Origin of the sequence: Streptomyces sp. NPDC001668, assembly GCF_042893155.1 — a bacterium.
Classification (GTDB): domain Bacteria; phylum Actinomycetota; class Actinomycetes; order Streptomycetales; family Streptomycetaceae; genus Streptomyces.
The window spans coordinates 1-21,818 of sequence record NZ_JBIAUQ010000024.1 but is presented as its reverse complement, the minus strand read 5'-3'; the positions used below and the strand labels follow the sequence as shown (position 1 = coordinate 21,818).

The window sequence follows — 21,818 nt, the reverse complement described above, 5'->3', positions numbered from 1 at the left end:
CGCGTCGCTCCTCCCCCTGCGGTTACCCCCGTTGCTTCCCCCGTGATGAGCGATACGACCCCTCGTGGCCTCCCGGATGAGAGATACGGCCCCGTGTTCCTCGTCTCCTCGGTGGCTGACACACCCCCGTGTGTCACCCCCCGGTGAGGAGCGCGACCCCCCGCGCTCCTCCGAGGCGCCTGCGTGGCACCTCGTACCGCCTCCTCACCCGGCTGCCGAACCCCTTCGGCGGCCGGACGGGACGGCTCAGTTCTGGTGGGACTGGTAGTGCGTGACCGCGTCCGAGGTGCGGCCGGCGCCGTAGACCCGGAGGAACTCTGCCAGTTCCGGGTGGGTCGGGGCGAGAGTGTCGGCCGCGTCGATGATGTCCCCGGCGGCGGCCACCGAACGCAGCAGCGACTGGATCTCGCGGACGACCCGCTTGACCGTCGGCGCGCCCGAACTGCTCGTCGTGGTCGTGGTGTTGCTGAGCACCGAGCCCCCCTGCGACTTCTTGATCTCGTCCATGCGCTCGGTCGCCTCGGCCGCGCTCACGCTGCCGTCCGCGACCTGCCCCGCCAGGTCCTGCAGCAGCTGCACCCGCTGGACCACGGCGGGATTGCCGATCTTCGCCCGCTGACCGCTCATCAGCTGCGACAGCATCGGAGCGGACAGTCCCAGCACCCCCGCGAGACGAGCCTGGTTGAGGCCGAGATCATCTATGAGCTTGCGGAAGAGCGCCCCCAGCGGCTCCCCGTACCAGTTCCGCTGCAGTTCCCGCGCTCTTGCGGTCGCTTCCTGCTGTGCGGCGTCCATGTGCGTCTCCCCATCGCTTCCCCAAAAAACCGTGGTTCGCGACAGCGAACCACGCCGAGCATCTTACGGAGAGTGGTCGTTCGCGGGGACCCCCAATCTTTTTGCGGAATACCGGGGGTGACCCGGTACTCTGGTCTGCGGCGCCCACCGGCAAGTGGTTCTTCCGGCGGACGTCCCTCTTCCCGGGGCCTTAGCTCAGTTGGTAGAGCGCTGTCTTTGCATGGCAGATGTCAGGGGTTCGACTCCCCTAGGCTCCACTTCAAAAGACCCCTCCGACCTGCGGATACGCGGGCGGAGGGGTTTTTCGTGCGCGCGGTGGGAGCGGTCCGGCGGGGCCTGCCGCGGCGGGCCTCCGGCCGGTACCCGGCGGCCGCAGTACGCACTGGAACCGGCCAGAGCGGCCCCGCCCCCCCCGTACCGGACTACCGCATCAGCGAGCGGTACACCGCCGACGACCTCGGATGGGCGCCACAGCCCCACACCCCGTGCGGGCAGTAGTCGGTGACGGCCTGGTAGAGCGGGCGTTGGCGGGCGAACCAGGTGAGCATGCCGCGCATGTACGCCGGGTTGTCGCCGTTCTCGTACAGGCCCCACTCCTGGTACGAGAAGGGTTTGCCGTGGGCGCGGGCGAAGCGGACGTGGGCGCGCAGGCCATACGGCTCGGTCACCTGGTCGGAGAAGGCAAGGCCGCGCGGGGCGTCGTAGGCGTCCATGCCGACGATGTCGACGACCTCGTCGCCCGGGTAGCAGCGCGGCCACGGGATCGCGTCGCGGCCGCGGGTGGGCGTGAACTCGAAGCGGAAGCGCTGACCGGGCACCGAGCGCATCGCGCGCACGATCCTCGTCCAGTACGCCTTCCACGCGGCCGGATCGGGGCCGCAGCGGTGGGTGTAGGTGGTGCCGTTCATCTCCCAGCCGAGGACGACGACCGTGTCCGGGACGCCCAGAGACGTCAACCGCCGGGCCAGGGTGCGGAAATGGCCGTCGTGGTCGCCGTTCGCGCCGCGCCGGAGCTGTTCGCGGACCGCGCTGTCGTGGAGATGGGCCTCCGTGTGTTCCAGCATCGGCACGTTCAGGACGAACATCCGCCGCGCGTCCGCCCGTCGCCAGGCCGCCCAGGACTCCAGGTAGCGCGGCGCGCCCTCGATGTTGCTCCAGCGGTCGCCGGGCAGGTACACGTGCCCGACCCGGGGCGCGGGCCCGCCGAGCCAGGCGCCGAGTTCACCGAGACGGCCGATGTCGGCGGGCTCGTAGCCGACGTAGGCGCCGTACGCGACAGCCGCCGCGGGCTCGGGGGCGCGGGGGGCGCAGGCCGCGGCCAGGAGCAGCAGTACGGCGGCGAGGGCGAGCGGCCCGCGGCGCGAGGGCTTCATCAGGGCGGCGGTCCATCCGGTAGGAAGACGTGTCCCCGCGACTGTGACGCACCGGAGCCCCGCCGTACCGGCGCGGCCACACCGTCGGGTGAACACGACGGTGGGGCGGAGAAGTATCCGCCCCACCGCTGGTACACGCCGGTATCGGCGTCAGCGCCCTTCGTCGTGCTGCGCGGCGTCCTCCTCGGCCTCCTTCGCCTGGACCTCGGGGTCCAGGACCGACTGGCCGCTGCCGTCCACGGACGTCAGACGGCCCGTCTCGGGCACCTCGGTCGCGGCGGGCGGCTCGACCAGCCAGTCGGGGTTGGCCTGCTTGTCCCACCACTTCCATGCGGCGAAGGCGCCCCCCGCGACGATGCCCACGACCGCCAGCGCCCGGGCAAGACGTCCAGCGCGGGCCCGCCGCTCGTGCTTGCGGACCAGCTTCTGGACCTCCTTGGGCGTGATCTGACCGCGCAGGGCGGCCAGAGCGGCCACGCTGCGGGCCGTGGCCTCCTCGCGGACCGGGCCGGCCGCGGCGACGGCCTGCTCGATCCTCGGACGGGAGTAGTCGGCGGCCTGCCGGGCCGCCTTGCGGGTGCGGACTGCGGCCTCGTGGGCGGCCTGGTCGACCTTCGGCGGAACATGCGTACGAGCCTGCTCCAGACGCGGCGCCACATGGGCGCCGTACTGGACACGCGCCTGCTCGGTCGCCTGGGAGACCTTCGGCGCGAGCCGTACGCGTGCCTCCGTCGCGTAGTGCGAGGCCTTGTCCTTTGCCGTGTCGGCGTAGGGCGCCACCACTTCCGCGGCGTGCAGCACGCTGTCCTTCGCCGAGCCGGTCGCGGCGCGCACGCTGTCGATGCGGGTCACGGGATCCTCCTCCTCGGTGGCGTACGGTAATTCGACTTTCCACCCTTTTACGGATCATGCCTGCCGGAGTGCAGCCCGGCACCTGAGGGCGGGCATCCGGATCAATAACGGATGAATACGTGGCAACAGGAGCTTGTCGACGACAATGCCACGGATCGCCGCTCCGCGCCCCTGCCCGGACCCTCCTCGGCCGGATCCGTGCGAGGATCGGTCGGGCACAAGAAGACAACGGAAGGCAGATCGTGGCCGAGCAGCTTTACGCCACCCTGAAGACCAACCACGGCGACATCGAAGTCCGGCTCCTGCCGAACCACGCCCCGAAGACGGTCAAGAACTTCGTCGAACTCGCCCAGGGCGAGCGCGAGTGGACGCACCCCGGCACCGGTGAGAAGTCCACCAAGAGGCTCTACGACGGCACGATCTTCCACCGGGTCATCAGCGGCTTCATGATCCAGGGCGGCGACCCGCTGGGCACCGGCATCGGCGGCCCCGGGTACGAGTTCGAGGACGAGTTCCACCCCGACCTCGGCTTCAACAAGCCCTACCTGCTCGCCATGGCCAACGCGGGGCCGGGCACCAACGGCTCGCAGTTCTTCATCACCGTCTCCCCGACGGCCTGGCTGAACCGCAAGCACACCATCTTCGGCGAGGTCACCGACCCGGCCAGCCAGAAGGTCGTCGACGCCATCGCCGGCGTCAAGACCACGCGCCCCAACGACCGCCCGGTGAACGACGTCGTCATCGAGCAGGTCGTCGTGGAGACCCGCCAGGGCTGAGCCCGGGGCAACCGCCACGAAGGGAACCATTCGCCCCGCTCAACCGTAAGGATGAGCGGGGCGGTGCACGTGGGCACGACGACTCAGGGCGACTTAGGGGATGGCATGAATCAGGAGGCGGGCAGCACACCGGAGGCCCAGAACCTGCCTGGCTGCTACCGGCACCCGGACCGTGAGACCGGCATCCGCTGCACCCGCTGCGAGCGCCCGATCTGCCCCGAGTGCATGGTCAGTGCCTCCGTCGGCTTCCAGTGCCCCGAGTGCGTGCGCGACGGGGGCGGCAGCGGGCCCGCTCCGGCCGCGGCCAGGCCCCGCACCATCGCGGGCGGTACGGTCACGGCCGATCCCCGGCTGTTCACGAAGATCCTGATCGGGATCAACGTCGCGGTGTTCATCGCCATCCAGGCCAAGGCGTCCCTCGCGACCGACCTCAGCCTCATCGGTGCCTGGCCGCCGGCGCCGTTCCAGCCCACCGAGGGAGTCGCGGACGGGCAGTACTACCGCCTGGTGACCTCGATGTTCGCGCACCAGGAGTACTGGCACATCGGCTTCAACATGCTGAGCCTGTGGTGGCTCGGCGGCCCCCTCGAAGCCGCCCTCGGCCGCGCCCGCTACCTGGCGGTCTACTTCGTCTCCGGCCTCGCGGGCAGCGCCCTGGCCTATCTGCTCGCCTCCCCGAGCACGGCCACGCTCGGGGCCTCCGGCGCCATCTTCGGCCTCTTCGGCGCGACCGCCGTGCTGATGCGCAAGCTCAACTACGACCTGCGCCCGATCATCGCGCTCCTGGTGATCAACCTGATCTTCACCTTCAACCCGGCGTTCAACATCTCCTGGCAGGCCCACATCGGCGGCCTCGTCGCCGGGCTCATCACGGGCTACGGCATGGTCCACGCCCCGCGTGAGCGGCGGGCGCTGGTGCAGTACGGGACCTGTGCGCTGGTCCTGCTGGTCGTCGTGGGCATGACCCTGTTCAGAACCGCTCAGCTGACCTGACGGGGCCGTACGACCCTTCTGAGCCGGGCGTTGTCCACAGAGAGTCCCGGATCTTGTGCATAGAGTTCGGGAACAGCTGTGCCCCCTGTCGCTGACCCGTGTTTACGCAGGTCAGGCAGGGGGCGAACAAGCTTGCGACGTTGGTGCGATGGTCGTACCGGCGTCAACGTCAGAGGGGTTATCCACAGATCGTCGTCTTTTCCCCAGCCCTGTTGTGGAAATCGCTCAGGCTGTGGATAACTCAGCGGAAACCCCTGGGGAGAGCTACTTCCACTGGGTGGAGACGGCGAATCCGGCGGCGATGAAACCGAAGCCCACCACGATGTTCCAGTTGTCCAGAGCATCGATGGGCAGTGAGCCGTCGGTCACATAGAAGACGACGATCCAGGCGAGCCCGATGAGGAACATGGCCAGCATCACAGGCGCGACCCAGGCGCGGCTGTTCAGCTTGATGGCGGTCGCCTGCTTCGCCGGCGGCGGCGTGTAGTCGGCCTTCTTGCGGATACGTGACTTCGGCACGAGGGTCTCTCCTGTCGATGCGCTGCGTGGCCGCGCAGGTAACTGGTCGGGCTCCGGGCAGCGTACAAGGGGACTCTTAGCGCTCCCCCGGGCGTCCGTTAGCGTAGTGCTTCCGCGGCGCCGAAGGAGATAAGGGTACGTTGAGCAATTCTGCCGACTCCCCCCAGTCCGGATCCAGTCCTGTCCACAGGCGGGGTTTCCGGCCGGTGAGGGTGCTCACGGCGGGCGTCTTCGCTCTGGCGGGGCTCATTTTCTTCACGAGTTTCAACACGGCCAAGGGCACCGACATCCGCACGGACGCCTCGATGCTGAAGCTCTCGGACCTCATCCAGGAGCGCAGCCGCAACAACGGCGAGCTCGACGAGTCCAACGGTTCGCTGCGCCGGGACGTCGAGTCGCTCGCCGAGCGCGACGACGGCAGCACCAAGGCCGAGGACGCCAAGCTCGCCGCCCTGGAGGACCGGGCGGGCACCCAGAAGCTCAAGGGCAAGGCGGTCACCGTCACGCTCGACGACGCCCCGCCGAACGCCACCGCCAAGCTCCCCGGCTATCCCGAGCCGCAGCCCGACTACCTGGTCATCCACCAGCAGGATCTGCAGGCCGTGGTCAACGCCCTGTGGAAGGGCGGCGCCAAGGGGATCAAGGTCATGGACCAGCGGCTGATCTCCACCAGCGCCGTGCGCTGCGTCGGCAACACCCTGATCCTCCAGGGCCGCGTCTACTCGCCGCCGTACAAGATCCAGGCGGTCGGTGACCCCGGGAAGCTGAAGCAGGCGCTCGCGGACTCCAAGGCGATCCAGAACTACATGGTCTACGTCAACGTCTACGGCCTCGGCTGGAATGTCGCCGACGACGGCACGGTGACTCTTCCCGGCTACTCGGGCACAGTGGATCTGCAGTACGCCAAGCCCGTGGAGTGAGCACGGTGTGAGCCCCTGGAGCCGCCGGTGCGTGTCGTCGTCAGGACCGTCAGCGAGCTGTGCATCACCGTCGGCGCCCTGATCGTGTTGTTCGTCGTCTACGTGTTGTTCTGGACCGGTGTGAAGGCCGACACCGTCATGGACGACCAGATCGACCAGTTGCAGAGCCAGTGGTCGCAGGGGAGCGTGCGGCAGCCGAAGGCGACCGCGGGTGCGTCCGCCGCTCCGGCGCGGCTGGCGCCGTACAGGAGCGGGAAGCCCTTCGCGATCATGTACATCCCGCGGCTTGGTTTCACGTGGAACAAGCCCGTGCTCGAGGGCACCGAGGTCGGCACCCTGAAGAAGGGCCTCGGCCACTATGCCAACACCGTGCAGCTCGGGCAGCAGGGCAACTTCGCGGTCGCCGGGCACCGGCGGACCTACGGCGATCCCTTCAAGGACTTCCCGAGGCTGCGGCGCGGGGACGCGGTCGTGCTGACCGACGGAACGACCTGGTTCACGTATCGGATCGACAAAGGGCCTTACAAAACCGTGCCCGCCGACATTGAGGTGATCGATCCTGTGCCACGTAAATCCGGGTACACGCGGCCCGGCCGGTATCTCACGCTGACCACGTGCGATCCGGAGTGGGGACACAGTCACCGGCTGATCGTCTGGGCACACCTGGACTCCACACAGCCTGTGGAGGACGGCAAGCCTCTTGCCCTGCGCCGTTAGTCTGGTGCGGTACGGCGTGTGTGTGGTGCCGTGGTGCGACGGAAGGGACGGCATGTACGGCTGGATCTGGCGGCATCTGCCGGGGAACGTGTGGGTGAAGGCGCTGCTCTCACTCATGCTGGTCGTTGCTGTGGTCTACGTCCTGTTCCAGTACGTGTTCCCGTGGGCCGAACCGCTGCTGCCCTTCAACGATGTGACGGTGGACAACCAGTGAGCGCGCGCATTCTCGTCGTCGACAACTACGACAGCTTCGTCTTCAACCTGGTCCAGTACCTGTATCAGCTGGGTGCGGAGTGCGAGGTGCTGCGCAACGACGAGGTGTCGACGGCGCACGCCCAGGACGGCTTCGACGGTGTCCTGCTCTCGCCCGGTCCCGGCACGCCGGAGGAGGCCGGGGTCTGCATCGAGATGGTGCGCCACTGCGCCGCTACCGGGGTGCCCGTCTTCGGTGTCTGCCTCGGCATGCAGTCGATGCAGGTGGCGTACGGCGGTGTCGTGGGCCGCGCTCCCGAGCTGCTGCACGGCAAGACGTCGCTGGTCGAGCACGAGGGCCGCGGGGTCTTCGCCGGGCTGCCCACTCCGTTCACGGCGACCCGGTACCACTCGCTGGCCGCGGAGCCGGCGACGGTGCCTGCCGAGCTGGAGGTCACCGCGCGGACGCACGACGGGATCGTCATGGGGCTGCGGCACCGTGAACTCCCGGTCGAGGGTGTGCAGTTCCACCCCGAGTCGGTGCTGACGGAACACGGTCACCTGATGCTGGCCAACTGGCTGGTGGAGTGCGGGGACCAGGGCGCGGTGGCGAGGTCGGCGGGGCTCGCCCCGGTGGTGGGCAGGGCCACGGCGTGACGGCCCTGCGCCCCGAGCGCGAGGACTTGTACGGCGACGCGTCGTACGAGTCCTACGGCGGTGATGCCTACGGCGGGGACGCGTACGGCGGGGGGCCCGTGGGCGGTGCCTCCTACGCCGAAGAGCATCGCGTGGAGGAGCCGTACGTCCAGGAGCCGTACACCGAGGAGTCGTTCGGCGGGGCGTCGTCGAGTGGGGCGGCGGCGCCGTATGTGCCCCCGGCCGACGACGAGACGGTGGCGCTGCGGATACCCGATCCGCCTCCGCCCCCCATATCCGCCTCTGCGGCCTCTTCCGTCACATCCGCCACTGGATCCCCACAGGGTGGCCGTGCGGCCCGCAGAAAGGCCGCCAAGCGCCGTCACGGGCGTCATGGCGGTGCGGCCGCCCCTGAAGCGCAGCCGGAGCAGGACTCGCCGGACTCGCCGGACGGCAGGCCGCTCTCGCGCGTGGAGGCCCGCAAGCAGGCCAAGGCGCGCAAACCGGGCGCGGCGGTCGTCGCGAGCCGGGCGATCGGCGAGGTGTTCATCACCACCGGCGTGCTGATGCTGCTGTTCGTCAGCTACCAGCTGTGGTGGACCAACGTGCGGGCGCACGCGGCGGCGGACAAGGAGGCGAGCAGCCTCCAGAACGACTGGGCGAGCGGGAAGGGCGCCCCGGGCACCTTCGAGCCGGGCCAGGGTTTCGCCCTGCTGCACATCCCCAAGCTGGATGTCGTCGTGCCGATCGCCGAGGGCGTCAGCAACAAGAAGGTCCTCGACAAGGGCATGGTCGGGCACTACAGCGAGGGCGCCCTGAAGACGGCGATGCCCGACGCCAAGACCGGCAACTTCGCCCTCGCCGGGCACCGCAACACACACGGCGAGCCCTTCCGTTACATCAACAAGCTCAGCCCGGGTGACGCGATCGTCGTGGAGACGCAGGACGAGTACTTCGTCTACAAGATGACGTCGACGCTGCCGGTGACGTCTCCGAGCAACACGAGCGTGATCGACCCCATCCCGAAGGGATCCGGTTTCACCACGGCCGGCCGCTACATCACCCTCACCACCTGCACGCCGGAGTTCACCAGCAAGTACCGGTTGATCGTCTGGGGCAAGATGGTCGAGGAACGGCCGCGCAGCAAGGGCAAGCCGGATGCGCTCGTCCAGTAAGGGCAGATGACTAGTGGCAGCGACCACCGACCAAGAGCAGAACACCGGCACTCCCGCGCCGCGCCGCCGCGGCGCCGGCCGGATCGCCATGGCGGTCAGCTTCTTCGGTGAACTCCTCATCACGGCAGGCCTGGTGCTCGGCCTGTTCGTCGTCTACTCGCTGTGGTGGACGAACGTCGTCGCCGACCGCGCGGCGCACAAGGAAGCCGACAAGGTCCGCGACAGCTGGATGCAGAACCGGGACACCGGTCCCGGCGCGCTGGACACCAAGAACGGCATCGGCTTCCTGCACGTCCCCGCGATGAGGAACGGCGAGGTCCTGGTCGAGAAGGGCACCTCGACGAAGATCCTCAACGACGGTGTCGCCGGCTACTACACCGACCCCGTCAAGGCCACGCTCCCCACCACCGGCAAGACCGGCAACTTCACCCTCGCCGCGCACCGCGACGGCCACGGGGCGAAGTTCCACAACATCGACAAGGTCAAGAAGGGCGACCCGATCGTCTTCGAGACCAAGGACGAGTGGTACGTCTACAAGGTCTACGCCGTCCTCCCCGAGACCTCGAAGTACAACGTCAAGGTCCTGGGCCAGATCCCCAAGGAGTCCGGCAAGAAGAAGGCCGGCCACTACATCACGCTGACGACGTGCACGCCGGTGTACACGTCGCGGTACCGGTATGTGGTGTGGGGGGAGCTGGTCCGCACGGAGAAGGTGGACAGCGAGCGGACGCTGCCGAAGGAACTCACCTAGCATGGAGAAGGCCCGAAGCCGCAACTTGCTCTTGCGGCTTCGGGCCTTTCCGCTTCGGCAGGATGCGGAGCGCGACTGCGGTATCCGTTGGCCGCCAGTTCGGCACGATGGTCGACTACGAGTGAGCGAATGGCAACGAAGAGCCGGACCCCGTACAGGGTCCGGCTCTTCTCGGTGCTGGGGCCGCAGGCGGCGATCAGCCGCTTCCGCCTCCGAAGAAGCCTCCGCCGTTGTTCCCGCCGCCGTTGTTGTTGCCGTTGCCGAAGCTCACGGTGGTCAGGTTGATCTGGGTGTTGCCCGGGTCGTCGACCTCGTTGCCCGCGCCCGGGTCCTGTTGGAGCACGATCGCGGTGTCGCTCGTGTCGCTGCCGTTCGCGAACTGGATGTTCGTGAAGCCGGCGCTGTTCAGGATCTGCCGGGCCTGCGCGACCGTGCGGTTCCTGACGTCCGGGACCTCGGTCTTGTCCTTCGGCTTGCCGATCTGGATGTTGACCGCCGAGTTCTTGTCGACCTGGGTGCCGGCCTGCGGTGTGGTCGAGATGACCTTGCCGATCTTGTTGGTGTCGTCGGTCTCGATCTCGGTGCAGTTGCCGACGAGGTTGTTGGCCTGCATCTGTGCCTTGGCCTCGTCACAGGTACGGTCGGCGACGTCCGGCACCGTGGACTTCGCCTCGGCCTTGGCGATGGTCAGGGTCACGGTGGAACCCTTCTCCACCTCCGCGCCCAGCTTCGGGTCCTGGTTCAGGACGGTGCCCGCCTCCTCGGTGGACACCTGCTGCTTGGTCTTGACGACGAACTGGTACTGGTCGTCCTCCAGCGTCTGCGTGGCCTTGTCGACGTCCAGACCGAGGACGCTGGGGACGGCCACCTTGGGCGCCCCGGTGGACACCACGATGCTGACGGCGGTGTTCTTGTCGACCTTGGTGCCGCCGGTCGGGTTCTGCTCGCAGACGTTGCCCTTGGCCGTGTTCTCACACGGTTTCTGCGTGATCTCGCCGACCTTCAGGTCGATGTTGCCCAGTTGTTTCGTGGCGTCGGCCTGTGGCTGGTTGACGAGGTTCGGCACGGTGACCTGGTCGTTGCCCGCGCCGCCGCCGCTGAAGATCCACTTGCCGATCAGGATCGCGCCGACGAGCACCAGGATGCCCGCCACCACCAGCAGGATCGTCGAGGTGTTCGACTTCTTCTGGCGGCGCCGGTCGGGGCGGTCGTCGTAGCCGTAGCCGCCGTCGTCCGGGTTCATCGGCGGGAGCATGGTGGTGGCGCCGGCGTCGGAGCGCAGGGCCGTGGTCGGCTGGTCGTCCGGGTAGCCGCCGTAGCCCACGGAGCCCATGGCCGCGGTGGCCGCGACGGGCTGGCCGTCGAGGCAGGCCTCGATGTCGGCGCGCATCTCGTCGGCGGACTGGTAGCGGTAGTTGGGGTCCTTGACCAGGGCCTTGAGGACGATGGCGTCCATCTCGGGCGTGATCTCGGGGTCGAAGACCGACGGGGGCTGCGCCTCTTCCCGTACGTGCTGGTAGGCGACGGCCACCGGGGAGTCGCCCACGAAGGGCGGCCGTACCGTCAGCAGCTCGTAGAGGAGGCAGCCGGTGGAGTAGAGGTCCGACCTCGCGTCGACCTGCTCGCCCTTGGCCTGCTCCGGGGAGAGGTACTGGGCGGTGCCGATGACCGCGGAGGTCTGGGTCATGGTCATGCCGGAGTCGCCCATGGCGCGGGCGATGCCGAAGTCCATGACCTTGACCTGGCCATTGCGGGTGAGCATCACGTTGGCCGGCTTGATGTCCCGGTGGACGATGCCGCTGCGGTGGGAGTACTCCAGCGCCTGGAGGATCCCGATGGTCATCTCCAGGGAGCGCTCCGGCAGCAGCTTGCGGCCGGAGTGCAGGAGTTCGCGGAGCGTGGAGCCGTCGACGTACTCCATGACGATGTACGGGATCGAGACCCCGTCGATGTAGTCCTCGCCCGTGTCGTAGACCGCCACGATCGCGGGATGGTTGAGCGAGGCGGCCGACTGGGCCTCCCGGCGGAACCGGGCCTGGAAGGACGGGTCGCGCGCGAGGTCCGCGCGCAGCGTCTTCACCGCCACGGTGCGGCCGAGGCGCGTGTCCATGGCGAGGTAGACCTCCGCCATGCCACCACGGCCGAGCACCTGGCCCAGCTCGTACCGGCCGCCGAGGCGACGCGGCTCTTCCATAGCTTCCTACCAGCCCTCTCCGTCGGTCCCGACCGGCACGTGTGTGCCGTCGGAGGCTGCACTCCGGGCCTACCGTACCCGGCTAGCTTTGTGTGACCTGGCCAAGTGCGTCACCCGATACAGGACCGGTATCGCAACGTGCGCCGATGTGGAGGCGACGTGAGCGGGGTCACTTCTTGGAGTCGATGACCGCCTCCATGACGCTCTTGGCGATGGGGGCCGCGAGGCCGCTGCCGGAGATGTTCTCGCGGACCGCGTTGTCGTCCTGGACGACCACGGCGACGGCGACCGGCGCGCTGTCGCCGACCTTGGCGTACGAGATGAACCAGGCGTAGGGGTTCTTGCTGTTGTTCTCGCCGTGCTGGGCGGTACCGGTCTTGCCGCCCACGGTGACGCCCTGGATCTTCGCCGTGGTACCGGTGCCCTTCTCGACGACCGTCTCCATCATCGACTGGAGGATCTGGGCGTTCTCCGGGGACAGCGGCTCGCTCATCTTCTCCGGCTCGGTCTGCTCGAGGGGGTCGAGGTTGGGGGCCTGGAGCGAGTCGACCATGTACGGCTTCATCAGGGTGCCGTCGTTGGCGACGGCCGAGGCGACCATGGCCATCTGGAGCGGCGTCGCGGCGGTGTTGAACTGACCGATCGAGGAGAGCGCGACCTCGGAGGGCGCCATGTCGTCGGAGAAGACCGAGGAGCTGGAGCGGACCGGCGTGAACTGCTCCTCGTCGAAGCCGAACTTCTTGGCCTCCTCCAGCATCTTGTCGTTGCCGAGGTCGGAGCCGATCTTGCCGAAGACGGTGTTGCAGGACCACTGGAGCGCGACCCGCATGGTGGCGTTCTCGCAGGGGATGTTGCCCTCGTTCTTCAGCTGGGTCGTGGTGCCCGGCATGGTCCACGGCAGCGGCGACTTGGTCTTCTCGTCGGCCTGGGTGTACAGGCCGTTCTGGAGGGCGGCGGCCGCGGTGACGATCTTGAAGGTGGAGCCGGGAGGGTAGACCTCGCGCAGCGCCCGGTTGAGCATCGGGTCGTCGGGGTTGTTCTTCTTGTCGAGCTTCTTCCAGGCCTCGGCGTCGGAGTCGCTGCCGCCGGCGATCGACGACGGGTCGTACGACGGGTAGGAGGCCAGTGCCAGGATCTTGCCGGTGGAGGGCTCGATGGCGGCGACCGCGCCCTTGCCGCCCTGCTTCTTCAGACCGTCGTAGGCGGCCTTCTGCGCGGCGGCGTTGAGGGTGGTGACGACGTTGCCGCCCTCCTTCGGCTTGCCGGTGAGCATGTCGAGGGTGTTGCGGAAGAAGAGCCGGTCGTCGTTGCCGGTGAGGATGCCGTCCTCGATGGACTCCAGCTGGGTGGCGCCGTAGGACTGCGAGACGAAGCCGGTGACCGGCGCCCACATCGCGCCGTCCTTGTAGGTGCGCTTGTACTTGAAGTCGCCCGACGTCGTCTCCGCGTGCCCGGTGATGGACTTGCCGTTGACGATGATGTCGCCGCGGGGGGTGGCGTACCGCGCGATCAGCACCCGGCGGTTGTCCGGGTCCTCCCTGAGGGCGTCGGCCTTGACGTACTGGAGCCAGTTGTCGCGGATGAGCAGGGCCAGGACCAGGAGGCCGCAGAAGATCGCGATCCGGCGCAGGGGCTTGTTCATGACGGGCGGACCACCTGGGTCATCTCGGCGTCGGGGCTGGGGGCGGGGGCGGGCGCCGGGCGGCGCGCGGTGTCGCTGATTCTGATCAGGATGCCGATGAGGGCCCAGTTGGCGATGACGGAGGAGCCGCCGTAGGCCAGGAAGGGCATCGTCATACCGGTCAGGGGGATCAGGCCCATCACGCCGCCGGCCACCACGAAGACCTGGAGCGCGAAGGCGCCGGACAGGCCGATGGCGAGGAGCTTGCCGAAGGGGTCGCGGGCGGCGAGGGCGGTGCGTACGCCGCGCTCCACGATCAGGCCGTAGATCAGCAGGATCGCCATCAGGCCGGCCAGGCCCAGTTCCTCGCCGAAGGTGGCGAGGATGAAGTCGGAGTTGGCGGCGAAGCGGATCAGTTCGGAGTGGCCCTGGCCCCAGCCGGTGCCGAGGGTGCCGCCGGAGCCGAAGGCCCACAGGGCTTGCATGGCCTGCTCGGAGTGGACGAGACCGTCGCTGCTGCCGTTGCGGCTGAGCGTGTACTCGCGCATCGGGTCGAGCCAGGCCTGCACACGGGTCTGGACGTGCGGTTCGAAGCTGGCCACACCGACGGCGCCGGCCGCGGACATCAGCAGACCGAAGACGATCCAGCTGGTCCGCTCGGTGGCGACGTACAGCATGATGATGAACATTCCGAAGAACAGCAGCGAGGTACCGAGGTCGGTCTCGAACACCAGGATGAGGATCGAGATCATCCAGACGACGATGATCGGGCCGAGGTCGCGGCCGCGGGGCAGGTACAGGCCCATGAAGCGGCGGCTGGCGAGGGCGAGCGCGTCGCGCTTGACCATGAGGTAGCCGGCGAAGAACACAGCGAGGACGATCTTGGCGAACTCGCCGGGCTGGATGGTGAAGCTGCCGACCTGGATCCAGATCTTGGCGCCGTAGGTGATGTTGGCGCCGAGGCCCGGGACCAGCGGGAGGAGCAGCAGGACCAGCGCGCCGACCATGGAGATGTAGGTGTAGCGCTGCAGGACCCGGTGGTCCTTGAGGAAGACCAGGACGACGGCGAACAGGGCGATGCCCATCGCCGTGTAGATCAGCTGGTTGGTGGCCTTGCCGCCGGCGACGTGGATCTGCTGGAGCAGCTTGGACTGGTCGAGGCGCCAGATCGCGACGAGTCCGAGGCCGTTGAGCAGGGTGGCCAGCGGCAGCATGAGCGGGTCCGCGTACGGGGCGAACTTGCGGACGACGAGATGGGCGACGCCGGCCAGCAGGCCGAGTCCCAGGCCGTAGCTGAGCAGCCCGGTGGGGACCTGGTCGTTGATGGCCAGGCCGACGTTGGCGTAGGCGAAGACCGGGATGAGGACGGCGAACACCAGCAGCGCCAGCTCGGTGTTGCGGCGGCTCGGTGCGCCGATCGCGCCGATCGTGGACGTGTGGTGCGTCGACGTGTTCGAAGTACTGCTGCTCATCGTGTGACAGGGCCTCTCACGGCTTGCCTACTGCGTACCGCAGTTCCCGACGACCTGCTTCTCCTCGTCCGAGAGGGTGGGGCCGGGGGTGGGAGTGGGCGTCGGGGATGCGGAAGCGCTCGGGGACGGGGAGGTCGTGCTCGTCGGGGTCGGTGTGGCCTTGGACGCCAGGGAGGACCGAGTGGTTCCCGTGGTGCCGCCGGCCTGGCCCTCGCCCGTCTTGGAGTTCTTCTTGCTCTCCGTGGCCTGCGCCTCTGCCTGCTTCTTGCACGCGGAGGCCTGGACGCCCAGTTCGTCGATCTTCTTCTGGGCCGTCTTCAGGCCGCCCTCGGCGATGGTGCCCTCGACCGACTTCTGCTGGTACGGCGGCAGGTACTTGAGTTCGATCTCGGGGTGGTCCTTGGACACCTTGGAGAGCGAGACCCACGCCAGGTCCTGGCTGATCCCCCGGTACAGCGCCACGTGCTCGCCGTTGACGCCGACGTAGTACTGGGTCTGCGTCCAGCGCCAGCCGCCGTACAGGCCGCCGCCGATGACGGCGAGCGCGAGGACCGAGTAGAAGGATCTCTTCAGCCACTTGCGGCCCTTGCGGGGCTTGACGAAGTCGTCGTCGGAGTAGTCGCCGAAGCTGCCCGCGGGGATGTAGCCGGTGGTGTCGGACGAGCCGGGCCCGCCGTACTCGCCGCCCCCGCCCCCGCCCTGGCCGTGGCGGCCGAGCCCGGAGGCGCGGCCCGCGGGGGTCTGCATGATGCCGTTGTCGTGCAGGTGGTTCTGGTTCTCGGCGACCGCGCCGACCACGACGGGCTGGTCGGACAGCTGCCCGGCGAGGGTGTCGCCGGTGTCGAGGTCGAGGACGTCGGCGACGATGACGGTGATGTTGTCGGGGCCGCCGCCGCGCAGCGCGAGCTCGATGAGCTGCTGCACGGTCTCCTGGGGGCCCTGGTAACTGGCGAGGGTGTCCTCGAGCGTCTGGTGCGAGACGACGCCGGAGAGGCCGTCGGAGCAGATCAGGTAGCGGTCACCGGCGCGGACCTCGCGGATGGACAGGTCCGGCTCGACGTGTTCGCCGCTGCCCAACGCCCGCATCAGCAGGGAGCGTTGGGGGTGGGTGGTGGCCTCTTCCTCGGTGATGCGGCCCTCGTCGACCAGGCGCTGCACCCAGGTGTGGTCCTGGGTGATCTGAGTGAGGACGCCGTCGCGCAGCAGGTACGCGCGCGAGTCGCCGACGTGCACGAGGCCGAGCCGCTGGCCGGTCCACAGCAGGGCGGTCAGCGTGGTGCCCATGCCTTCGAGCTGGGGGTCGTCCTCGACCATGGAGCGCAGCTGGTCGTTGGCGCGCTGGACGGCCACGCCGAGGGAGGTCAGGACGTCGGAGCCGGGGACGTCGTCGTCGAGGGCGACGATGGTGGAGATGGCCTCGGAGGAGGCGACCTCGCCGGCGGCGGCGCCGCCCATGCCGTCGGCGATGGCGAGCAGGCGCGGCCCGGCGTATCCGGAGTCCTCGTTGCCCTCCCGGATCATGCCTTTGTGCGATCCGGCGGCGAAGCGCAGTGACAGACTCATGCGCACCTCGCCCGTCGGCTCCGGGTACATCCGCACGGTGCCCACCCTCCGGTCGGGAGCGCGCCGGGACCCGGGGTGGGGGCCCACGCCGCGTGCTCGCTCCGCTCGCGCCTATTCATGATGTAGCACTACTTCCGCAGCTCGATGACGGTCTTGCCGATGCGGATCGGCGCGCCCAGCGGAATCGGTGTCGGGGTCGTCAGCCGGCTCCGGTCGAGATACGTGCCGTTGGTGGAGCCCAGGTCCTCGACGATCCACTGGCCGTCTCGGTCCGGGTAGATCCTGGCATGCCGGCTGGAGGCGTAGTCGTCGTCCAGCACGATGGTGCTGTCGTGCGCCCGGCCCAGCGTGATGGTCTGCCCCTGGAGCGCGACGGTGGTGCCGGTGAGGGTGCCCTCGGACACGACGAGCTTGGTGGGGGCGTTACGGCGCTGGCGGCCCCCGGCGGCCGGCTGCTGGCGCTGCTGCGGGGGCGCCTGGCGCTGGGCCTGCTGGGCCCGGCCTGCCTCCCGGCGCGAGCCGCGCTGGGTGACGCGCGTACCGAACAGGTCGCTGCGGATGACCTGCACGGCCACGATCACGAACAGCCACAGTACGGCCAGGAAACCCAGCCGCATGACCGTGAGGGTCAGCTCTGACATTGCCCCCGCTTCACCCTTCGGCTTGCCGGTAAATGATGGTGGTACTGCCCACGACGATCCGCGAGCCGTCGCGGAGCGTAGCGCGGGTGGTGTGCTGCCCGTCCACCACGATGCCGTTGGTGGACCCGAGATCCTGGATCGTCGAGGGCGTTCCGGTCCGGATCTCACAGTGCCGGCGCGAGACGCCGGGGTCGTCGATCCGCACGTCGGCTTCGGTGCTGCGGCCCAGCACCAGCGTTGCGCGGGAGATCTGATGGCGGGTGCCGTTGATCTCGATCCAGTGGCGGGTGCGGGAGCCCGGCGCGGGCGCGCCGACCGGGCCGCCGGCGCCGGGGCGCTGGGCCTGGGCCGGCTGCGGGTAGCCGTAGCCGCCGGGGGCGCCACGGCCGGGAGGCGGGGCGGCCGGCATGGGCGGGGCGCCCGCCGGGGCGGCCGGGGGGTAGCCGTAGCCGCCGGGTGCCGGTGCGCCGGGCCGTCCGGCCGGGGCCGCGGGGCCGGGGGCCTGCTGGTTGGTGGAGGAGGCGAGCGTACGGCTGCGTACCCGGTACAGACCGGTGTCGAGGTCGTCGGCCTTCTCCAGGTGGACCTTGATCGGGCCCATGAAGGTGTAGCGCTGCTGCTTGGCGTAGTCGCCCACCATGCCGGCGAGCTCGTCGCCGAGCTGGCCCGAGTAGGGGCTGAGCCGCTCGAAGTCCGGCGTGCTCAGCTCCACGATGAAGTCATTGGGTACGACCGTGCGGTCGCGGTTCCAGATGGTCGCGTTGTTGTCGCACTCCCGCTGGAGCGCGCCCGCGATCTCCACGGGCTGGACCTCGGACTTGAACACCTTGGCGAAGGTGCCGTTGACCAGACCTTCGAGACGCTGCTCGAACTTCTTCAGGACTCCCATGAGGCACCTCCTCCGTCCTTGCCGTCCTGGGTACTGCGCCTGCTGCTTACCTGGTAGTGCTTACTGATCGTATCCACGCGCCGGTGAATCGGCTGGTTCCCCCTGTCGGCACGGTCGACGGGTGTCGACGCCTCCGAAGTTCCCTGTGGAGCTCGACTTCGAACTCCACAGTCGAACTCCTCTGTCAAGGATCGTAGAGGTGGCCGCAGACCAGTGTCCCGCACCTGACTGTGGACCCCTACCGGCTCCCGGGGAGACGGGCGCTACCGGTACGAGGTTGATACGTGAACAAGCACAGGCTGATACGTGGCCGACGGCACCCCGGTTCGGGCGACCGCAACAGAAGCCGCTGGTGGGCGGCTGCCCACGGATATGGGATGTGAACCCACCCCCTCCAGCGTGCTAATGTTCTGCGTGTCGGAAGGCGCCGCACCGCAAGGCGAGGGGCCCGAGGACACACCCAATGCGCGGGTGGCGGAATAGGCAGACGCGCTGGATTCAGGTTCCAGTGCCCGCAAGGGCGTGGGGGTTCAACTCCCCCCTCGCGCACCAGGAAGAACCGACGGAACGGGTCTTCACCAGTGACGAAAGTCACCGGTGGGGGCCCGTTCCTCGTTGTGGTGATGGACTGCGGCCCGGACAGGGACGCGGCAGGGCCCCGGCGGTGAGGTATCTCACGGCCGGGGCCCTGCTATGTGAGCTGCTGGTTGTTCTCCGGGTGGTGCTGTGGTGACCTCGGCCGGTTCATGCGGCCGACGGCAGGTGGCCGGTGGGTGTCCAGGTCCCGGGTTCCTTGGTCTTCCGCCTGTGGTGGGTGCGGCGCCGGGGGCGTTCGCCGAGCGCGAGCGTCTCCAGCCATTTCATGATCTTGCGGCGGTTGGCATGGGCGAGCTGGAAGGCCAGGAGGATCGTCTGGGCCGCGATGCCGCGGATGCGACGGGAGCCGGCGGCTTCGATGCTCGGCGAGGGGGTTCTTGGTGTAGCCGTTGTAGCCCTCGACGCTGTTGCGGAGCCGGAAGCAGATCTTCTGCCATTCCGGGCCGCCGTACTCCAGGGCCTGCCACTGCTTGGCTCCGGCTCCCGGGCCGACGGTGAGGGGTGTCAGTCGTCCACCGCGCGGACGTCTTCCTCTCGTACGGGTCGCGTTTCTGCGGCCCAAGACGCGAGCAGCGTGAACCGGTCCGCGCTTTCCGGGTGCGTGTCGGTGGGGTGGTAGATGACGAGCGTCTGGTCGCCGGTGTCGTCGACGGCGAGCTTGGAGAGGTGTAGCTCCATCGGACCGACCTGCGGGTGATCGATGCGGACGGGACCGCCCCGGGCCGGCCGCACATCGTGGCGGGCCCACGCCTGCCGAAACGCTTCGCTTGCCAGTGACAGTTCTCCGATGAGCTGCACGGCCCGTGGATCGTCGAGATCGGCTCCGACGCGTTTGCGGAACATCGCGACCATGTCGTTTCGATCGAGGTGTATTCGGTCATCCGCGTCGAGGAATGCAGCACGCAGCAGGTTCTCACCGGGTCGGAGCTCCGGCGAGAGGACGTGCGCCAGCGGATTGCTCGCGAGCACGTCCATGTAGCGCCCCGCGACAAACGCGGGCATCTCTATCGAGCGGAGGAGCTCCATGATGCGGGGGATGACTGTCTCGCGGCGGGGTGCTCGACGCCGACGTGGCGCCGTGGCGCTCAGTTTGAGGAGATGCTCGGTGGAGGGTTCGTCGAGTTGCAGCACACGTGCGATGGCTTCGAGCACCTGCACCGAGGGATTCCGGTTGCGCCCCTGCTCGAGCCGGAGGTAGTAGTCCGAGCTGATGCCGGCGAGCAGGGCGACTTCTTCGCGGCGCAGCCCCGGCACTCGACGTCGTTCGTCCTCAGGCAGACCGACAGTCTCCGGGGCCACCAGTTCCCGCCGAGCGCGCAAGTAGTCGCCGAGCCTGTTCTCGCGCCCCGAGCCTGCCGCGTTCGTCACACTCGTTGACGATAGTTCCCGCGGACTGACGTTGCCTGGTCCTGCCACTCCCAGGATCGAGGTGGCCTTCTCCGTCGGCCGGGAGGGCCGCACGGTTGTCACAGAGCGCGACGCGCACTGGCACGAGCGCTCGTTCGTCATCGCCACGTCAGCCGAAGGAGGGCCCTCGTGCCTACGAACCGTATTGCTCTGATCACCGGAGCCAACCAAGGCATGGGCAAGCAGGTCGCGAAGGAGCTGGTCTTCGATGGGGTGACCGTGTTTGTCGGGTCCCGCGACCTCGCCCGCGGCGAGAAGGCAGCCGCAGAGATCGGTGAGGGCGCCAACGCGCTCCAGCTCGACGTGACCGACACGACGTCGATCGCCTCGGCCGCCGAACGGATCCGCGACGAGACCGGCCGACTCGACCTCCTCGTCAACAACGCCGCCATCTCCACCACCCGCACCGATGTGCGTGATCTGTCCGAGCTCCGGGCAGTGTCGAAAGCGAGCACCGTCCCCCTCGATGAGGTGCGGGCTGTGTGGGAGGTGAACGTCTTCGGTCCCCTGGCGGTATTCCAGGCCATGCTGCCGCTGCTTCGCGAATCGCCTGTTGCGCGCGTCGTGAACGTCACGAGCGCACTCGGCTCGTTGACAACCATGGCTGGCCCGGACTTCCCGTACCGCTCCACATTCGAACCCGTCTATGCCGCGTCGAAGACGGCGCTCAACGCCGTGACGCTGGCGATGATGATCGAACTGGAGGACACCGACGTCAAAGTCAACCTCGTCTCGCCGGGGTTCGCCAACACCGCACTGGTCAACTTCGAGGGCATGGAGTCGGCCGAGGAGGCCGCCCGCGAGATCGTGCGCGTCGCCCGGCTCGGAGCCGACGGACCCACCGGCACCTTCACGCTCTGGGAAGGCGTGGACCTCCCGTGGTGACCCACGTCGGATTGAGCAGTCAGCGTCGGACGACTCACGAACGACGCCACCGCCGGCGATCCTGAGCCTCCCCCCGACGCGCTGATCGATCACCGCTCAGTCGAGGTCCGCGAGCTTGGCGATGTCGACGTCAGTGCGGTGGCCATGGACCTTGACGGTGGCGGCTTCGGCCTCGATGCGGCTGAACTCGTCCTCGGTGAGGTCGACGTCCGCGGCGCCGAGGTTTTCTTCGATGCGGCTGGGCTTGTGTGATCCGGGGATCGGTAGGAGGCAGTCATACTTGTGCAGCATCCAGACCTAAACGATCACTCAACCTTCGGTGAGAAAATCTAGCGGTCACCAACGGCGGGTCACTGAACGTGGGAGGCGGTGCTCTCCACGGGGCAAGGCGCAATCGCCCTCGGCCGGGAGTGGGTGGAGGTGTACGGCAGCCGGGCGTCCCTGCGCTGCCTACTGGCCTCGCGGGGACTATGGCGGTTGTGGTCGCAGTTGTCGTGTGCCGCGAGCGCCGGGTGACGCTGCTGGATGCGGGCGCGGTTCTTCGCCGGCCGCCCAGGCGACCGCCCGGCGGTGCGTGAACCTGCGGGCCGTGCTTCGGCGGCGTCGATGTGGGCCGGCCGCATCAGGTGCCTGCGCGGCGAGATCGGCTGTGTCCTTGTCAGGGGTGGCGGGGGCGGGGCAGGAGTGCGAATGCGCTTTCCGCGATCGAGGTCAGGCGGTCGGGAGTGTGGCCGGCCGCGCCCATGACATCGCTGCCGCGGATGATGGTCAGCAGGAGGTAGGCGAGGTCGTCGGGGTCCGCGTCGGGGTCGATGTCGCCGTTGCGCTGGGCCGCTCGTAGGCAGTCGGC

At 68.6% G+C, this 21,818-nt stretch carries 21 protein-coding genes, 2 tRNA genes and 1 pseudogene; 11 read left to right on the top strand and 13 right to left on the bottom strand.

Annotation, left to right across the window (positions count from 1 at the left end; all coding sequences use genetic code 11):
- Positions 1-246: 246 nt before the first annotated feature.
- Positions 247-795: a DNA-binding protein gene (locus ACFYZ8_RS42940; RefSeq protein WP_031036313.1), complete on the bottom strand. Its 549-nt coding sequence runs from the start codon at positions 793-795 to the stop codon at positions 247-249.
- Between the two features lie 184 nt (positions 796-979).
- Here ACFYZ8_RS42940 and ACFYZ8_RS42935 point away from each other — a divergent pair.
- Positions 980-1,052, top strand: a tRNA-Ala gene (locus ACFYZ8_RS42935).
- A 165-nt stretch (positions 1,053-1,217) separates the two neighbouring features.
- Here the strand turns inward: ACFYZ8_RS42935 and ACFYZ8_RS42930 are convergent.
- Together ACFYZ8_RS42930 and ACFYZ8_RS42925 are read right to left on the bottom strand one after the other, a co-directional pair.
- Complete coding sequence (locus tag ACFYZ8_RS42930) at positions 1,218-2,168, bottom strand: glycoside hydrolase family 26 protein (RefSeq protein WP_388540530.1); 951 nt, start codon at positions 2,166-2,168, stop codon at positions 1,218-1,220.
- Between the two features lie 150 nt (positions 2,169-2,318).
- The gene (locus ACFYZ8_RS42925; RefSeq protein ID WP_359033770.1) at positions 2,319-3,020 is read right to left on the bottom strand and encodes a DUF5324 family protein; all 702 of its coding nucleotides are present in this window, start codon (positions 3,018-3,020) and stop codon (positions 2,319-2,321) included.
- A gap of 242 nt (positions 3,021-3,262) precedes the next feature.
- On the opposite strand from ACFYZ8_RS42925, the gene ACFYZ8_RS42920 reads away from it, so the two are divergent.
- Both ACFYZ8_RS42920 and ACFYZ8_RS42915 read left to right on the top strand, forming a co-directional pair.
- Positions 3,263-3,796 (top strand): peptidylprolyl isomerase, encoded by a 534-nt coding sequence (locus ACFYZ8_RS42920; protein WP_351989054.1) that lies wholly within the window; start codon positions 3,263-3,265, stop codon positions 3,794-3,796.
- A gap of 105 nt (positions 3,797-3,901) precedes the next feature.
- The gene (locus ACFYZ8_RS42915) at positions 3,902-4,789 is read left to right on the top strand and encodes a rhomboid family intramembrane serine protease (RefSeq protein ID WP_359033767.1); all 888 of its coding nucleotides are present in this window, start codon (positions 3,902-3,904) and stop codon (positions 4,787-4,789) included.
- A gap of 264 nt (positions 4,790-5,053) precedes the next feature.
- Here the strand turns inward: ACFYZ8_RS42915 and crgA are convergent, their stop codons facing one another.
- On the bottom strand, positions 5,054-5,308 hold the full coding sequence (gene crgA, locus ACFYZ8_RS42910; protein ID WP_007383302.1) for a cell division protein CrgA: 255 nt from the start codon (positions 5,306-5,308) through the stop codon (positions 5,054-5,056).
- A gap of 140 nt (positions 5,309-5,448) precedes the next feature.
- Here crgA and ACFYZ8_RS42905 point away from each other — a divergent pair, with 140 nt between their 5' ends.
- From ACFYZ8_RS42905 to ACFYZ8_RS42880, 6 genes are read left to right on the top strand one after another with little or no spacing between them, the layout of a single operon-like run.
- Entirely contained in the window at positions 5,449-6,228 is a 780-nt protein-coding gene (locus ACFYZ8_RS42905) for a DUF881 domain-containing protein (protein WP_388540527.1), read from the top strand.
- A gap of 27 nt (positions 6,229-6,255) precedes the next feature.
- On the top strand, positions 6,256-6,945 hold the full coding sequence (locus ACFYZ8_RS42900) for a class E sortase (protein ID WP_388540524.1): 690 nt from the start codon (positions 6,256-6,258) through the stop codon (positions 6,943-6,945).
- Positions 6,946-6,997: 52 nt separating this feature from the next.
- Entirely contained in the window at positions 6,998-7,159 is a 162-nt protein-coding gene (locus ACFYZ8_RS42895; protein ID WP_359033760.1) for a hypothetical protein, read from the top strand.
- Positions 7,156-7,794, top strand: coding sequence for an aminodeoxychorismate/anthranilate synthase component II (locus tag ACFYZ8_RS42890; protein ID WP_359033758.1), 639 nt, complete (start codon positions 7,156-7,158; stop codon positions 7,792-7,794). Before ACFYZ8_RS42895 ends, ACFYZ8_RS42890 begins: the two co-directional genes overlap by 4 nt.
- Complete coding sequence (locus ACFYZ8_RS42885; RefSeq protein ID WP_388540521.1) at positions 7,791-8,948, top strand: class E sortase; 1,158 nt, start codon at positions 7,791-7,793, stop codon at positions 8,946-8,948. The genes ACFYZ8_RS42890 and ACFYZ8_RS42885 overlap by 4 nt, the downstream gene beginning before the upstream one ends.
- 13 nt (positions 8,949-8,961) lie before the next feature.
- Positions 8,962-9,699, top strand: a complete 738-nt coding sequence (locus ACFYZ8_RS42880) for a class E sortase (protein WP_359033754.1) — start codon at positions 8,962-8,964, stop codon at positions 9,697-9,699.
- A 196-nt stretch (positions 9,700-9,895) separates the two neighbouring features.
- Here ACFYZ8_RS42880 and pknB read toward each other — a convergent pair whose 3' ends face one another.
- The 6 genes from pknB to ACFYZ8_RS42850 all read right to left on the bottom strand — a co-directional run bounded on the left by pknB (position 9,896) and on the right by ACFYZ8_RS42850 (position 18,079).
- Positions 9,896-11,893 (bottom strand): Stk1 family PASTA domain-containing Ser/Thr kinase, encoded by a 1,998-nt coding sequence (gene pknB, locus ACFYZ8_RS42875; RefSeq protein WP_388540518.1) that lies wholly within the window; start codon positions 11,891-11,893, stop codon positions 9,896-9,898.
- 169 nt (positions 11,894-12,062) lie between these two features.
- Positions 12,063-13,535 (bottom strand): peptidoglycan D,D-transpeptidase FtsI family protein, encoded by a 1,473-nt coding sequence (locus tag ACFYZ8_RS42870; RefSeq protein WP_388540515.1) that lies wholly within the window; start codon positions 13,533-13,535, stop codon positions 12,063-12,065.
- A complete protein-coding gene (locus ACFYZ8_RS42865) occupies positions 13,532-14,986 on the bottom strand; it encodes an FtsW/RodA/SpoVE family cell cycle protein (RefSeq protein WP_388540512.1) in 1,455 nt (484 codons plus the stop codon). Before ACFYZ8_RS42865 ends, ACFYZ8_RS42870 begins: the two co-directional genes overlap by 4 nt.
- 27 nt (positions 14,987-15,013) lie before the next feature.
- Positions 15,014-16,579: a Stp1/IreP family PP2C-type Ser/Thr phosphatase gene (locus ACFYZ8_RS42860; RefSeq protein ID WP_388540731.1), complete on the bottom strand. Its 1,566-nt coding sequence runs from the start codon at positions 16,577-16,579 to the stop codon at positions 15,014-15,016.
- A 98-nt stretch (positions 16,580-16,677) separates the two neighbouring features.
- Positions 16,678-17,190, bottom strand: coding sequence for an FHA domain-containing protein (locus tag ACFYZ8_RS42855; RefSeq protein WP_280850468.1), 513 nt, complete (start codon positions 17,188-17,190; stop codon positions 16,678-16,680).
- 10 nt (positions 17,191-17,200) lie between these two features.
- Positions 17,201-18,079 carry a DUF3662 and FHA domain-containing protein gene (locus ACFYZ8_RS42850; protein WP_359033743.1) on the bottom strand — a complete coding sequence of 293 codons (879 nt, stop codon included), beginning with the start codon at positions 18,077-18,079 and terminating at the stop codon, positions 17,201-17,203.
- A gap of 465 nt (positions 18,080-18,544) precedes the next feature.
- On the opposite strand from ACFYZ8_RS42850, the gene ACFYZ8_RS42845 reads away from it, so the two are divergent.
- Positions 18,545-18,631, top strand: a tRNA-Leu gene (locus ACFYZ8_RS42845).
- A 549-nt stretch (positions 18,632-19,180) separates the two neighbouring features.
- On the opposite strand, the gene ACFYZ8_RS42840 is transcribed toward ACFYZ8_RS42845, so the two are convergent.
- Positions 19,181-20,044, bottom strand: a complete 864-nt coding sequence (locus ACFYZ8_RS42840; RefSeq protein WP_388540508.1) for a helix-turn-helix domain-containing protein — start codon at positions 20,042-20,044, stop codon at positions 19,181-19,183.
- Positions 20,045-20,212: 168 nt separating this feature from the next.
- On the opposite strand from ACFYZ8_RS42840, the gene ACFYZ8_RS42835 reads away from it, so the two are divergent.
- Positions 20,213-20,968 (top strand): SDR family NAD(P)-dependent oxidoreductase, encoded by a 756-nt coding sequence (locus tag ACFYZ8_RS42835; RefSeq protein ID WP_388540505.1) that lies wholly within the window; start codon positions 20,213-20,215, stop codon positions 20,966-20,968.
- 96 nt (positions 20,969-21,064) lie between these two features.
- Here the strand turns inward: ACFYZ8_RS42835 and ACFYZ8_RS42830 are convergent, their stop codons facing one another.
- Both ACFYZ8_RS42830 and ACFYZ8_RS42825 read right to left on the bottom strand, forming a co-directional pair.
- Complete coding sequence (locus ACFYZ8_RS42830; RefSeq protein WP_388540502.1) at positions 21,065-21,259, bottom strand: hypothetical protein; 195 nt, start codon at positions 21,257-21,259, stop codon at positions 21,065-21,067.
- Between the two features lie 367 nt (positions 21,260-21,626).
- A pseudogene (locus ACFYZ8_RS42825) lies at positions 21,627-21,818 on the bottom strand (TetR/AcrR family transcriptional regulator); the annotation flags it as partial.